This is a genomic window from Nocardioides litoris (assembly GCF_006346315.1).
GTDB classification, from domain to species: Bacteria; Actinomycetota; Actinomycetes; order Propionibacteriales; family Nocardioidaceae; genus Nocardioides; species Nocardioides litoris.
On record NZ_VDMR01000003.1, the window covers coordinates 303,530 to 316,978 of the forward strand.

Genomic DNA, 13,449 nt, shown 5'->3' on the forward strand with positions numbered 1-13,449 from the left:
GCCCCGGATGTCTGCCCCCACGCGCCGCGGGCGCCACCCCGTCATCGACTTGAGACATGAATGTCTCATGTGAGACATTCATGTCTCACCCCACCGCCGCACGACGAGGAGACGACTGCCATGGCCACGCGCGAGGAGATCCTGGCCGCAGCACAGCGCCACCTCAACGTCGACCCGCGCGCCTCGATGGCCGTGCTGGCCGCGGCCGCAGGCGTGGGCCGCGCGACCCTGCACCGGCACTTCAGCTCCCGCGACGACCTCCTCCACGAGCTCGGGGCGCGCTCCCACGACCGGTGGGAGGAGAGCATGGACGCCGTCGGCGTCGACGAGGTCGCGACCTCGCGCGACCCCGAGCGCATCGAGGCGTGCCTGCGCGAGCTGATGGGTCGCTACCTCGCCGACTCCGACGACTTCGGGTTCGCGCTCACCGACGCCGTCCTCACCTCCGCCCCCGACCTGCTCGCCCGGTCCGACCGGCTGGCCGAGCGCGAGGTCGCGCTGCTGGCCGCCGCCCAGGAGGTCGGCGTGCTGCGCGACGACCTGCCGGCCCGCTGGCTCGGCCACGCCGTCTACGGCCTCCTCGTCGCCGCTCGCGACGCGGTGCGCGAGGGCGACGTCCCCCGCCGCGACCTCGACGACCTCGTCCTCACCACGTTCTTGAAGGGAACCTCCGCATGACCGCCGTCGCCCAGCCCCGCCGCCCCGACACCCGCGCACCGCGCGCGGCGTGGGCCGGGCTGGCCGTGCTCGCGGCCAGCCTGCTCGTGGTCGTCATGGACATGACGATCCTCAACGTCGCCCTGCCCGACCTGACCGCCGACCTGCGGCCGACCGCCGTCGAGCAGCTGTGGATCGTCGACGCCTACGCCCTGGTGCTCGCCGGCCTCCTCGTCCCGCTGGCGGCGCTGGCCGACCGGGTCGGTCGCCGCCGGGTGCTCCTGACCGGCTTCACCGTCTTCGGGGTCGCCTCGCTGCTCGCCCTGGTCGCCGACTCCCCGCTGGAGGTCATCGGCGTCCGGGTGCTGCTCGGCGTCGGCGGCGCGATGATCATGCCGGCGACGCTGTCGCTCATCCGCGTGCTCTTCCCCGACCCCCGCGAGCGGGCACTCGCCCTGGGCATCTGGGCCGCGATGGCCTCGGTCGGCGCCGCCCTCGGCCCGATCGTCGGCGGTGCGCTGCTCGAGGTCTTCAGCTGGCACGCGGCCTTCCTGGTCAACGTGCCGCTCATGGTCGTCGCCGTGGTCGCCGGCCTCCGGCTGCTGCCCGAGAGCCGCTCCGACCGCCCCGGCCGCATCGACGCCGCCGGCGTGGTCCTGTCCGTGGCCGGCATGGTCGGCGTCGTGTACGCCGTCAAGCAGCTCGGCAAGCACGGCCCCGAGCCCCTCTCGCTGGCCCTGCTCGTGCTCGGCGCGGCCCTGGTCGCCGCCTTCGTGCGCCGCTGCCTGCGCCGGGACGACCCGATGCTCGCCGTCCGGCTCTTCGGCGACCGGGTCTTCCGCGCCGGCGTCCTCACCGCCCTGGCCAGCAGCACCGTGATGATGGCCCTGCTCTTCGTGGCCTCGCAGTGGCTGCAGCTGGTGCAGGGCTGGGGGCCGCTGCACACCGGCGTCGCGCTGCTCCCGCTGGCGGTCGGCGGCCTGGTCGGCTCGCCCTTCGCCCCCGCCGTCGCCGCCCGCATCGGAGTGCGCACGGTGCTCGTCGCCGGCCTCGTCGCCACCGCGGCCGGCCTCGCGACCGTCGCCCTGCTCCCCCACCCGATGCCGTACGCCGGTCTCGCGGTCGCCTTCCTCGTCGTCGGTCTCGGCACCGCCGCCCTCGGCGTCGGGTCGGCCCTGATCATGGGCCGCGCCCCCTCGCACCAGGCCGGCTCGGCCGCGGCGCTGGAGGAGATGTCCTACGAGGTCGGCGGCGTGCTCGGCGTCGCGGTGCTCGGCAGCATCGCGGGCGTCGTCTACCGCGCCGGGCTCCCGGGCTCGACGCCCGGTGATGCCGCCGAGTCGGTCGCCGGCGCGCTCGGCACCCCGGTCGCCTCCGCCGCGACCGACGCCTTCACCGAGGCCTTCGCCGCCGTCGGTCTGGTGGGCGCGGTGCTCGCCGCGGTCGCGGCGGTCGTCGTCTGGCGCTGGATCCCGCGCGACCTCGACCTCGCGGACCTGGACCACTGATCCCATCAGTCCCGCGGACGGCGGCGGGCCCGGAGCTCGGCTGGGCCGTGCGGGGCCGCTGGGCGCGCGGCGACGACGGACGACTGCACAAGCTCGACCTGCTGCATTCCAGCCGTCGCCACCACGCACCCGGACGCGGCCCCGCACGACCGCCGGCTCCGGGCGCCGTCCGCCGCCGCCGCCGGACGTGTCGCGCTCCGCGCGACGGGCTCAGCCGAAGAAGACCATGGCCTCGGCGTACTCCTCGGGGCTGACGAGCTTGAGCTCGGCGGTGCCCTCGCTGAGCGGGACGCGCTCGATGCGGGTGCCGCGCAGGGCCATCATCGTGCCGAAGTCGCCCTCGGCGACGGCGTCGATGGCCTGGAGGCCGAAGCGGGTGGCCAGCCAGCGGTCGAAGGCGGTGGGGGTGCCGCCGCGCTGCACGTGGCCGAGGACGACGGCGCGCGCCTCCTTGCCGGTGCGCTGCTCGATCTCGGCCGCGAGGCGGTCGCCGATGCCGCCCAGCCGGACGTGGCCGAAGGCGTCCTTCTCGCCCGAGACCAGGGTCATCTCCCCGCCCTCGATCGGCACGGCGCCCTCGGAGACCACGATGATCGGGGCGTACTGCGTCTCGAAGCGGGTCTCGACGAACGCGCAGACGCGCTCGATGTCGAAGGGCTGCTCGGGGATGAGCACGGCCGAGGCGCCGCCGGCGAGGCCGGAGTGCAGCGCGATCCACCCGGCGTGGCGACCCATCACCTCGACGACGAGCACCCGGTGGTGGGACTCGGCGGTGGTGTGCAGCCGGTCGATGGCCTCGGTGGCGATGTTGACCGCCGTGTCGAACCCGAAGGTGAAGTCGGTGCCCGACAGGTCGTTGTCGATCGTCTTGGGCACCCCGACGACCTGGACGTCGAGCTCGGCGAGGCGCGTCGCGACCCCGAGGGTGTCCTCCCCGCCGATCGCGACGAGGGCATCGACCCCGGCGGAGGCCAGGTTGTCCTTGATCTGCTCGACACCGCCCTCGATGCCGAAGGGGTTGGTGCGCGAGGAGCCGAGGATGGTGCCGCCACGGGGCAGGATGCCGCGGCACTGCTCGACGCCGAGGGGCATCGTCAGCCCCTCCAGCGGGCCCTTCCAGCCGTCGCGGTAGCCGACGAACTCGAAGCCGTGCTCCTGCACCCCCTTGCGGACCACCGCGCGGATCACCGCGTTCAGCCCCGGGCAGTCGCCGCCTCCGGTCAGCACTCCGACGCGCATCGCCTCTCCTGTCAGCCGTGTGGGTCGTTGGATCGATCCAAGGTCGGGGACACTCAACCACGGATCGACCGGCCGGTCAGCCGCCGACCGCTCAGGCCAGGACCGCGGTGGCCAGCGCCGACACCCCGACCCCGGCCGCACCCGCGACGAGCAGGGCCAGCAGGAGCCCGACGTACCCGCCGACCACGGTCCGGTCGGTGGGCAACCTCTCGGTGCGCCAGCGCGGGTCGGCGTCCACCCGCACCAGCCCGTCGTACGTCGCCCGGTCGTCGAGGACCGCCACCTCCGGTCGGTCCGGGTGCAGCAGGAGCAGGGCCGGCACGCCGCGGTGGTGCAGGCCGAGGTCGCTCGGCACCAGGGCGCAGACCCGTCGGGCGGGACCGTCACCCACGGCCGTGAGGACGGTGGCGCCGGTGGGCGGCGGCAGGGTCCCCCGCCCGGGCCCCCACGAGGCGACCCGGACCGTCTTCTGCCGCACCACTCGGCCGATGGCGGGCTGCGGCACGACCGCGCCGCGGGCGATCTCGCCGGTCCCCCGCTCGACCTCGGCCAGGAACCGCCGGTCGGCCCGCTGCAGCCACACCACGACGCCGGTCATCAGCACCACCTGCACCGCCGCCGCGACGACGACCGACACGCCGATGGCCAGCGGGCTCGCACCGGCCACCGGTCCGCCCAGCAGGGCACCGACCGTCAGGCCCATCACGCCGACGAGCAGCCGGGTCGGGGTCGCGATGTCGTTGAGCACGGGGGCCAGCATGCCCACCCGCCGCGCCCGGCTACCGTCGCGCCATGACCTTCAGCATCGTGGCCCGGTCGGAGGACGGCGAGGCCTGGGGCGTCGCCGTCGCCTCGAAGTTCCTGGCGGTCGGCTCGGTGGTCCCCGCCGCCGTGGCCCAGGTCGGCGCGCTCGCGACCCAGGCCCACGCCAACGTCGCCTACAAGGGCATCGCGCTGTCCCACCTCGACGAGGGCGCCACGGCCGAGGTCGCCCTCCAGCGGCTGCTCGAGGAGGACGAGGGCCGCGACCACCGCCAGGTCGGCATCGTCGACAGCGACGGCGGGGCGGCCTCGCACACCGGTCGCGCCTGCATCGACTGGGCGGGCGGCCACGTCGGCGAGGGGTACGCCGTGCAGGGCAACTGCCTGGCCGGACCCGAGGTCGTCGACGCGATGCGCCTGGCCTGGGAGGGCAGCCCCGGGACGCCGTTCGGCCGGCGGCTGCTCGACGCGCTGGCGGCCGGTGACGAGGCCGGCGGCGACAAGCGCGGCCGGCAGTCGGCGGCGATCCTGGTCGTGCGCGACGAGGCCGGCTACGACGCCGGCGACGACGTCGAGGTCGACCTCCGCGTCGACGACCACGCCGCGCCCGTGCCCGAGCTGGCCCGGCTCCTCGAGCTCAACCACCTCTACCTCGTCGCCTCGACCGAGGAGGAGAAGTTGCCGGTCGACGACGCGCTGCGCACCGAGCTGGAGGACTTCGCGCGGGCGCAGGGCCAGCCCGACTTCACCACCTGGGTCGGCTGCGAGAACTACGAGATGCGGGTCGACGACGGCCTGGCCTGGATCGACGAGCGCGTCCTCGCCATCGTGCGGGGCACCGGGGCGTGACCCTGCTCGCCGTCGACGCCGGTCCGACCGAGGTCACCGCGAGCCTGGGCGACGCCCGGGCCGCCCGGACGCTCGTCCCGGCCGCGCCCCACCCCGGCTGGGCAGAGATCCGGGCCGAGGACGTGTGGCAGGCCGTGCTGGCCACGGTCCGCGAGGTCGTCGCCGCCGGCGTCGTCCCGACCCGGGTGGCGCTCAGCGGCGACCCGGCCACCTGCGCCCTGTGGGACGAGGAGACCCTCGGCAGCCCGCGCCCGGTCATCACCGCCGACGACCGGCGCACCGGCTCGGCCGACCTCGGACCCCGGCTGGCCTGGCTGGCCGAGCACGAGCCGCACACCTGGGCCCTCGTGGAGCAGGGCCGGTACGCCGTCGGGCCGGTCGTCTCCTATGTGCTGGCCCGCGCCACCCGCGGGCTGGAGCACCTGCTCGACCCGGCCGGCGCCGGTGCGACCGGGCTGCTCGACCCGGCGACGGGCGCCTGGGCCCCGCCGCCCGGCGTGCCGCTTGACGCGCTGCCCGACCTCGCCGCGGGGCCGGAGCTGACGGGGGTGACCACCGACCCCGGCACCTTCGACGGGCTCGCCCTGCCCGTCGTCCGGCTGGCCCCGACCAGCTAGGAGAGTCGCTCCAGCGCCGCGGCGGCCGCGTCCCGCTCCCGGGCGGCCTCGTCGTAGGTCTGCTGCGCCTCCTCGCGCACCGACTCGGCGTCGCCGAGCTCGTCGTCGACGTCGTCGTAGGAGTCCTCGAGCGTGGCGATCCGCCGCTTGAGCTCGTCGATCTCGGCCTCGATCTGCAGCTGCCGGGCGCGGAACTCCTCGACCTCGGCCCCGGCCTCGTCGAGGGCGGCGCGCGCCTCCTCCGCCTGCTCGGTCGCCGCGTCCAGGGCCTCCTGGGCCGCGGCCCGGGCCTTCTCTCCGGCGTCCGGGTCGGGCACGACGGTGAGGTCGGGCGGACCCGGCACCTCCGCCTCGCGCGGGGTGGCGGTGAACCCCAGCGCGTCGGGTACCGCGACCGCCGCCGCGACGTCGACCTCGTCGACCCCCGTCGTCACGAGCGCAGCGACGAGCAGCCCGCTGCGGACGGCCTGGCCGCAGCGCTCCGAGACCATGGCCGCGGTCAGGGTCGCCTCGACCTGCTCGGCGACCGGGTCGGTGACCCGCACACCCTCCTCCCGGGCCAGGGCCCGGGCCTGCGTGGTGATGGCGGCGGTGAGCTGGCGGCGCTGCTTGGTCAGCTCACGCAGCTCGGCGCCCGACATCCCGGCCTGGGCGTCCCGCAGCGCGGCTCCCACCTGCAGCACCTGCTCGACCTGGCCGGCGTCGCGGCGGACGAACAGGTTGACCACCCACGCCGCCAGCGACGGCTTGCGCAGCGCCTTGACCGGCTGGGCCAGGTCGGTGCCCTTGAGCTGCTTGGCCCGGGCGTCGCGGGCGGGCGTGAAGTCGGCGAGCGGGAGGGCGTAGAGCTCGTCGGCGACCTCGAGCAGGCTCGGCTCGTCGCTCATCGGCCACCCACGGCGACGACCGTAGCCTGCCGAGCACCCGGGCGTCCCCGCAGGTGATCGGGCGCCACCAGGACCTCGGGGACGGCCCGCCGAGCGCGGCCGGGCGCCTGCTCGTCCGGGAGCGCCGGGCCGAGCGAGCACCGTCGGCGCGCGCTCGGGTGCCGTCGAGGTCCGGTTGACGGCGCCCGAGCGCAGCCGGCGACGGTGGCCCTGGCGACGACGGCCCTGGCGACGACGGCCCTGGCGACGGCGGCCCTGGCGACGGCGGCCCTGGGGACGACGGAGTCGGCCGCTGGCACCAGCCGCGCTCCGGGCCACCCTCGAGGTGCGCCCCCACGCCGACCACCTCGAGGCCTCGACCAGCTGCCGCCGACCGCGCTGGTCGCACGCAGCACCCAGCACCACCACCGGATCGTCGCGGCGGCGGTCGAGGTCGAGCGGGCCGAGGAGGAGCTGCGCGAGGCGGTCCGCGCCGCCTTCCGGGCGGGCGACTCGTGGCTGGTCGTCGGCCACGCCCTCGGGATCTCCCGGCAGGCGGCGCACCAGCGGTTCGGCGCGTCGAGCGGGCCGGCCCTGCCCTGTCGGCGGCCGCCGTCGAGCCGCGACCCCGGCCCGCCGGGGCGCGACGACGGTCAGTCCTCGTCGAGGCCGCGCTCGATGGCGTAGCGGGTCAGCTCGACCCGGTTGTGCATCTGCAGCTTGCGCAGGGTGTTCTGCACGTGGTTCTGCACCGTGCGGTGGGAGAGCACGAGCCGCTCGGCGATCTGCTTGTAGGACATCCCCTTGGCGACCATCTTGAGCACCTCGGTCTCGCGCTCGGTGAGCTCGGGGTGGTCGTCGTCCCCGGTCGCCGGTCCCGCGGTCGCCGGGTCGGACAGGCGGCGGAACTCGCCCAGCACCAGGCCCGCCAGGCCCGGGGTGAAGACGGAGTCGCCGCGCGCGACCCGGCGTACGGCGTCGAGCAGCTCGGCGCGGGAGGCGGACTTGACGAGGTAGCCGGTGGCGCCGGCCTTGACGGCCTCGAGCACGTCGTCCTGCTCGCCCGAGGCGGACAGGATCAGCACCCGGGCGCCGGGGTCGGTGCGCAGGACCTGCTGGGTGACCTCGACGCCGTTGGGGCCGGGGATCTGCAGGTCGAGCACCACCACCTGCGGCCGGGCGGCCGGGAAGCGGGCCAGCGCCTGGTGGCCGTCGGCGGCCACGGCCACCACGTCGAGGCCGGCGGCCTGGAGGTCGCGCTCGACGGCGTCGCGCCACATCGGGTGGTCGTCGACGACCATCACCCGGATCGGGGTCTCCTGCTCACCGGCCTCGCTCACGCCGTGACCCTAGGGCATGGCTCGTCGCCCGGAGGGCGCCGCCGGCGCCGCCCTGACGACGCCGGCATCCACCCCGAGCGAGGAGTCGTGCCCTAGTCGGAGGAGGCGTGGGGCAGGCGGAGGTATCTGCCGCGGCGGTGCAGCAGCGGGTCGGCGTCGTCACCCAGGGCGACCTCCACGACCGGGCAGGTCAGCAGCACCGACCAGCCGACCTCGACGGCCGACTCGACCTCGACCGCCGCCCAGGTCGCGCCGTCGGCCAGCCGGGGACCGTGGGCCGAATCCTCGAACGGCGCCAGCCGGAACGGCCCGCCGGGCGCCGGGGCGAGGCCGGCGAAGGCGTCCGCGAGCGCCCGGTGCCGCCAGCCGAGCAGGTGCACCACGGCCCGGCCGGTGCGCTCGGCGGCCTCGGCCAGGTCGGAGTCCGGGTCGAGCAGCACGAGGAGGCGGGCGGGCTCGCCGTGGGCCAGCATCGTCGAGGTCACGGTCAGCCCGGCCCGCGACCGGGGTGCCTCGCCCTCGCCCGCGGTCCAGAGGGTGACCGTCCCCCCGAGCCGGCCGCGCAGCCGGCGCACGGGGTCGTCGTCGGTGGGGAACGGGTGGCTGTCGTGGATGGTCACCGGGTGCTCCGTTCGCGCACCCGGGGCACCGTGAGCTCCCACTCGGTGCCACAGGACCCGGTGGACAGGGTCACGGTGCCGCCGAGGTCCTCGACCCGGCCGCGGATGGACTGGGCGACGCCGAGGCGGCCCTCGGCCTCGGCCTGCTCGAGACGACCGGTCGGGATGCCAGGCCCCTCGTCGCGCACGGACACCTCGACCCGGTCGGGGAACGCCTCGAGCAGCACCCAGGCCGGCGCCCCCTCCCCGACGTGGCGGGCGACGTTGTCGAGGCAGGCGCCCACGACCGCCACGACCTCCTCGCCGATCTCGGCCGGGACGTCGACACTGCCGCCCGGCACCGCGACGTCGACGCCTGCCCGGACCCGCAGGCGGGCGAGCGCGTCGGCGAGGTCGAGGGTGCCGGCGACGGCTCCGGTCCCGAACCGGTCGTCCCGGACGGCGTCCTGGGCCCGGATGAGGGTGCGCAGCCGCCTCTCCTGCTCTCCGGCCAGCCGACCGAGCTCGGCCGCGTCGCCCCCCAGCTCGGTCCCACGGCGCTGCACGAGCGCGAGGACCTGCAGCACGCCGTCGTGCACCACCCGGGCCAGGCGGGCCCGCTCCGCGGCGGCCGCGGCGGACCGCTGGGCGTCGTCGCGGGCCACGGCCATCTCCTGCAGGGACCCGCACAGGAAGCCGACGATGGGACCGCCGATGAGCAGCAGGTAGACGTTGCCGTAGTTGGTCATCGTGAGGTCAGCACGCAGCAGCAGGTCGGTGACCCCGATGACCAGCGCCGCCCCGAGCCCGCCCCACAACCGGAACCGGATCGCCCAGGCCAGCAGGGCCGACATCACCCAGAACCCCGGGATCGTCGCGTCGAAGTCGGCGCCCTTCACCAGCGGCGTCACGGCCAGGGCCCCCAGCGCGACCGCGCCGTCGGCGACCAGCCAGCCCACCGAGCGGCGCACGGCGTCGGCGTACACCCAGCTGACGACGAGGCTCCAGACCGTGATCGCCGCCACCACCGCGACGCCGCCCCAGGGGTGGACCAGCTCGTCGCGCCGGTAGACGTTGATGCCGATCGCGTTGACCAGCGTGATGGCCCGCAGCACCGCCAGGGCCCGGAAGAGCCGGTCCTCGACGGCCAGCGCCGCCCGGACCCCGCCTGCCCCGTAGCGGCTCAGGACGCCTTCTTCTGCTCGCCCGCCGACTCGGCCTTGGCCGCGGCCTCGGCGCTCTTGGACTCCGCCTTGGCTTGGCCGGCGTACTTGTCGACGTACTCCTGGCCGGAGAGCCGCATGATCTCGTACATGATCTCGTCGGTGATCGAGCGCAGGATGTAGCGGTCGTTCTCCATGCCCTCGTAGCGGGAGAAGTCGAGCGGGCGGCCGAACCGGACCACGGGCCGGGTGAAGGAGCCGAACGTCTTGCCCGGGGGCGCCACCACGTCGGTGCCGATGACCGCGCAGGGCACGACCGGGACGCCGGTCTCGAGGGCCAGCCGTGCGACCCCGGTCTTGCCGCGGTAGAGGCGACCGTCGTGGGAGCGGGTGCCCTCGGGGTAGATGCCGAACAGGTGGCCCTCGCCGAGCACCCGCTTGGCCGACAGCAGTGCGCCCGCCGCGGCGTCGGCACCGGAGCGGTCGATGGGCACCTGGCCGGCGCCGGAGAAGAACTGCTTCTGCAGCCAGCCCTTGATGCCGGGACTGGTGAAGTACTCCGCCTTGGCCACGAACGTCACCCGTCGCGGGATGGTGAGCGGCATGAACAGCCAGTCGGCGTAGGAGAGGTGGTTGCAGGCCAGGATCGCCGGCCCCTCGTCGGGCACGTGCTCCACGCCCTCGGCCTGGGGCCGGAACACCAACCTCAGCACCGGCCCGAGCGCGACCAGCTTGAGGAACCAGTAGAACAACGCACGCACCTCTCGAGACCGTTCGCCCACCCGAACGACGCCCACCCGGACGAGCAGAGACTAGACCCTCCCGGTGACACCCGACGCGAACGTGCGGGCCACGGCGTACCCGAGCCGCTCGTAGAGCCGGACGGCGACCGGGTTGTCGGTCCAGACGCCGAGCGTGCACAGGCCGGGTCCGACCGCGAGCGCCCGCCGGGTCAGCTCGGTGGTCACCGCCGCCCCGAGCCCCTGCCCGCGGTGCCCGGGGAGCGTGGTGATGCCGCTGAGCACGCCGCTGCCGCTGGGGTGGCGCACCAGCGCCCCGACCGCGGCGACGTCACCGTCGACCCGCGCCCCGAGCCACTGCTCGACCACCCGGCCCCCGCCGGGGCGGGCGAAGGAGTCGGGGTTGGCGACGTCGAGGACAGCCGAGACCTCGTCATCGCCGACCGGCCCGACCTCGACCACGGCGGGGGCGTCGGGGAGGACGGGCACGGCCCGTGTGGTCATCCAGTGCCAGTCCCGCGCGGTGGCGGGCCGCCACGCGGCCGGCAGGGCGTCGTGCGCCGGGGCGTCGACGACGGTGCGCCAGGGCGGACCGACCAGCGCGTCGACCCGGGCCGCGAGCGGCCCGAGGGCAGCACCCGGGCCGAGGGCCAGCACGGCCTCGACGCCGTCGGGGGCGCCCCGCCAGCCGACGGTGTGCCGGACGACCACGGCCGGCCCGTCGACCCACGCCCGCACCAGGCGCCGGTGGTCGAGCTGGTGGTGCACCACCGGGTCCTCGCTCGCCGCCAGCAGCCCCGCCACGTCCACCTCGCGCACCTCGTCATCGTGCCCCACCCGCGTCCGTGCATGATCGGCGCCGTGACGACCACCCCGAACGCCGAGCCCCTGTGGGTCGAGGCCCGCCCCGAGCTGACCGGCGGGCGCCGGGTCGGCGTGCTGCTCAGCCACGGCTTCACCGGCTCCCCCGCCTCGGTGCGCCCCTGGGGCCAGCACCTGGCCGCGCTCGGGTACGGCATCGGCGTACCGCTGCTGCCGGGGCACGCGACGACCTGGCAGGACCTCAACACCCACCGCTGGTCGGACTGGTGTGCCGAGGTCACCCGCGCCTTCGAGCGGCTGGTCGCCGAGCACGACGCCGTCGTGGTCGGGGGGCTCTCGATGGGCGGCGCCCTGGCGCTGCGGCTCGCCGCCGACCACCCCGACCAGGTGCGTGGCGTCGCCCTGGTCAACCCCGCGCTCGCCACCCGGCGCCTCGACGTCAAGCTGCTGCCGGTGCTCAAGCACGTCGTGCCGTCCTTCCCCGGGATCGCCGACGACATCAAGAAGCCGGGGGTCACCGAGGGTGGCTACACCCGCACCCCGCTCAAGGCGATCCACTCGTTCATGCAGGCCTGGCCGGCGCTGGTCGGCGACCTGGGGTCGGTGTCCGCCCCGGTGCTGCTCATGCGCTCGACCGAGGACCACGTGGTCGACGACTCGACCCGCACGATCCTGCTCGAGGGCCTCGGCTCCGGCGACGTCGAGGACGTCGCGCTCGAGCACAGCTACCACGTCGCGACGCTCGACCACGACGCCCCGGCCATCTTCGAGCGCACCGCGGCTTTCGTGGCCCGGGTGACCACGTAACCTCGGAGTCGTGCCCACGGACGACGACGACGCCTGGCGCGCGATCGTCGACAACTACGGCGAGCGCGCCGAGCTCGACCCCGAGGACGGCCCCGAGGACGGTCCCGACGCCCGGCTGCGCGACGCGGCCGCGCCGCGCCCCCGCGAGTCCCCGGCGCCGACCGTGTCGGCGTCCTGGGACGACGCCTACCCCGACAGCGACTGGACCTCCGACCGGTTCGTGCCTCCCCCGCCGCCGCCCGTGCCGCGCACGACCCCGGTGCGCACCGTGGCCTGGGCCGGTGTGCTCGGCTCGCCGCTGGCGCTGCTGGCGTGCCTGCTGCTCCAGGTGCCGTTGCCCGAGCTGCTGATCGCGGTGCTCGTGGCCGGCTTCGTGGGCGGGTTCCTCTACCTCGTCCTCACCATGGACCGCGAGCCCCGCGACCCCGACGACGACGGAGCGGTGCTCTGACGCCGGTGCGGTAGTCGCCGGCGGCGGCCCCCGGGCGCGGGCGCACCACGCCCTGGGCGGTCAGCGCGGCCCGCGCCGAGCCCGACCAGCGGGCGGCCCGGGCCAGCAGGGCCGCGCCCACCAGGCCGGCCTCGGGGCCCAGCCGAGCGGGCACCAACCGCGGCGGCGTGCGGTGGCCGGCCCCGACGACGGACCTCTCGAGCACCGCCCGGGCCGGCGCGAGCAACCGGTCGCCCGCGGCCGAGACGCCCCCGCCGATGACGACCACCTCCGGGTCGAGGGCCGAGGTCAGGGCTCCGACCCCGATCCCCAGCCACTCCCCGACCGAGGCGTAGGCCTGCCGGGCGACGAGGTCGCCCTCCTCGGCGGCCGCGGTCACCATCGGGCCGGTCAGGCGTTCGGGTCGGCCCTCGCACATCTGGGTCAGCACCGTGGGCTCGGACTCCAGCCGGGCACGGGCCAGGCGCACCAGCGCGTTGCCGGAGCAGTACTGCTCCCAGCAGCCCTGCAGGCCGCACTCGCAGGCCCGGCCGTCGGGGACCAGCCGCATGTGGCCGAACTCCCCGGCCATGCCCTGCACCCCGCGCACGACCTCGCCGCCGAGGACGTAGGCGCCCCCGATGCCGGTGCCCAGCGTCACCACGAGCGCCGAGGTCGCGCCGCGCGCAGCGCCGTACGCCGACTCGGCGACCGCGGCGCAGTTGGCGTCGTTGTCGAGGGCGACGGGGGCGGCCCAGCGTCGGCTCAGCCGGTCGCGGACCTTGTCGCCGACCCAGGGCAGGTGCGGTGCGAACATCACCCGCTCGCCGGTCGCGTCGACGAAGCCGGCGGCGGCGAGGCCGACGCCGGCGATGCGACGCCCACCGGCGACCTCCATCACGGCCTCGGTGAGCGCGTCCTCGACGAGCTCGATGCTGACCCGGCGGCCGGGGGTCTGCCGCCGGGCGGTGCGCAGCACGGTGCCGGCGCGGGTCACCTCGCCGGCGAGGACCTTGGTCCCGCCGACGTCGACGCCGACGTAGAGCACCA

Annotated in this window: 16 protein-coding genes; 7 read left to right on the plus strand and 9 right to left on the minus strand. The window is 75.8% G+C overall.

The window, feature by feature from the left end; translation table 11 throughout:
- The first annotated feature begins 120 nt into the window (after window positions 1-120).
- A complete protein-coding gene (locus FJQ57_RS13595) occupies window positions 121-678 on the plus strand; it encodes a TetR/AcrR family transcriptional regulator (protein ID WP_139981132.1) in 558 nt (185 codons plus the stop codon).
- On the plus strand, window positions 675-2,165 hold the full coding sequence (locus tag FJQ57_RS13600) for an MFS transporter (RefSeq protein WP_139981134.1): 1,491 nt from the start codon (window positions 675-677) through the stop codon (window positions 2,163-2,165). Before FJQ57_RS13595 ends, FJQ57_RS13600 begins: the two co-directional genes overlap by 4 nt.
- 210 nt (window positions 2,166-2,375) lie before the next feature.
- Here FJQ57_RS13600 and FJQ57_RS13605 read toward each other — a convergent pair whose 3' ends face one another.
- A complete protein-coding gene (locus FJQ57_RS13605; protein WP_139981136.1) occupies window positions 2,376-3,404 on the minus strand; it encodes a 6-phosphofructokinase in 1,029 nt (342 codons plus the stop codon).
- A 91-nt stretch (window positions 3,405-3,495) separates the two neighbouring features.
- Entirely contained in the window at window positions 3,496-4,152 is a 657-nt protein-coding gene (locus tag FJQ57_RS13610) for a hypothetical protein (protein ID WP_139981138.1), read from the minus strand.
- 44 nt (window positions 4,153-4,196) lie between these two features.
- On the opposite strand from FJQ57_RS13610, the gene FJQ57_RS13615 reads away from it, so the two are divergent.
- Together FJQ57_RS13615 and FJQ57_RS13620 are read left to right on the plus strand one after the other, a co-directional pair.
- Complete coding sequence (locus tag FJQ57_RS13615; RefSeq protein WP_139981140.1) at window positions 4,197-5,015, plus strand: DUF1028 domain-containing protein; 819 nt, start codon at window positions 4,197-4,199, stop codon at window positions 5,013-5,015.
- Entirely contained in the window at window positions 5,012-5,632 is a 621-nt protein-coding gene (locus FJQ57_RS13620; protein WP_139981142.1) for an acetate and sugar kinases/Hsc70/actin family protein, read from the plus strand. The genes FJQ57_RS13615 and FJQ57_RS13620 overlap by 4 nt, the downstream gene beginning before the upstream one ends.
- Here FJQ57_RS13620 and FJQ57_RS13625 read toward each other — a convergent pair.
- The gene (locus tag FJQ57_RS13625) at window positions 5,629-6,519 is read right to left on the minus strand and encodes a hypothetical protein (RefSeq protein ID WP_139981144.1); all 891 of its coding nucleotides are present in this window, start codon (window positions 6,517-6,519) and stop codon (window positions 5,629-5,631) included. The two genes, FJQ57_RS13620 and FJQ57_RS13625, sit on opposite strands and share 4 nt — an antisense overlap.
- Before the next feature lie 204 nt (window positions 6,520-6,723).
- On the opposite strand from FJQ57_RS13625, the gene FJQ57_RS22985 reads away from it, so the two are divergent.
- Window positions 6,724-7,185, plus strand: a complete 462-nt coding sequence (locus tag FJQ57_RS22985) for a hypothetical protein (RefSeq protein WP_211348921.1) — start codon at window positions 6,724-6,726, stop codon at window positions 7,183-7,185.
- Here FJQ57_RS22985 and FJQ57_RS13640 read toward each other — a convergent pair.
- From FJQ57_RS13640 to FJQ57_RS13660, 5 genes are all read right to left on the minus strand, one after another.
- On the minus strand, window positions 7,152-7,799 hold the full coding sequence (locus tag FJQ57_RS13640; RefSeq protein WP_139981357.1) for a response regulator: 648 nt from the start codon (window positions 7,797-7,799) through the stop codon (window positions 7,152-7,154). The two genes, FJQ57_RS22985 and FJQ57_RS13640, sit on opposite strands and share 34 nt — an antisense overlap.
- 131 nt (window positions 7,800-7,930) lie before the next feature.
- Window positions 7,931-8,458, minus strand: a complete 528-nt coding sequence (locus tag FJQ57_RS13645; RefSeq protein WP_139981146.1) for a flavin reductase family protein — start codon at window positions 8,456-8,458, stop codon at window positions 7,931-7,933.
- Window positions 8,455-9,624, minus strand: a complete 1,170-nt coding sequence (macS, locus tag FJQ57_RS13650; RefSeq protein ID WP_211348936.1) for a MacS family sensor histidine kinase — start codon at window positions 9,622-9,624, stop codon at window positions 8,455-8,457. Before macS ends, FJQ57_RS13645 begins: the two co-directional genes overlap by 4 nt.
- Window positions 9,621-10,352 carry a lysophospholipid acyltransferase family protein gene (locus tag FJQ57_RS13655; protein ID WP_139981358.1) on the minus strand — a complete coding sequence of 244 codons (732 nt, stop codon included), beginning with the start codon at window positions 10,350-10,352 and terminating at the stop codon, window positions 9,621-9,623. Before FJQ57_RS13655 ends, macS begins: the two co-directional genes overlap by 4 nt.
- A 60-nt stretch (window positions 10,353-10,412) precedes the next feature.
- A complete protein-coding gene (locus FJQ57_RS13660; protein WP_139981149.1) occupies window positions 10,413-11,159 on the minus strand; it encodes a GNAT family N-acetyltransferase in 747 nt (248 codons plus the stop codon).
- A gap of 42 nt (window positions 11,160-11,201) precedes the next feature.
- Between FJQ57_RS13660 and FJQ57_RS13665 the strand changes: the two genes are divergently transcribed.
- Together FJQ57_RS13665 and FJQ57_RS13670 are read left to right on the plus strand one after the other, a co-directional pair.
- Window positions 11,202-11,969, plus strand: coding sequence for an alpha/beta hydrolase (locus FJQ57_RS13665; RefSeq protein WP_246081803.1), 768 nt, complete (start codon window positions 11,202-11,204; stop codon window positions 11,967-11,969).
- A gap of 10 nt (window positions 11,970-11,979) precedes the next feature.
- Window positions 11,980-12,420 carry a hypothetical protein gene (locus tag FJQ57_RS13670; RefSeq protein WP_139981162.1) on the plus strand — a complete coding sequence of 147 codons (441 nt, stop codon included), beginning with the start codon at window positions 11,980-11,982 and terminating at the stop codon, window positions 12,418-12,420.
- On the opposite strand, the gene FJQ57_RS13675 is transcribed toward FJQ57_RS13670, so the two are convergent.
- Window positions 12,368-13,447 carry an ROK family protein gene (locus FJQ57_RS13675; protein WP_425465426.1) on the minus strand — a complete coding sequence of 360 codons (1,080 nt, stop codon included), beginning with the start codon at window positions 13,445-13,447 and terminating at the stop codon, window positions 12,368-12,370. The genes FJQ57_RS13670 and FJQ57_RS13675 overlap by 53 nt on opposite strands.
- Window positions 13,448-13,449: the final 2 nt, after the last annotated feature.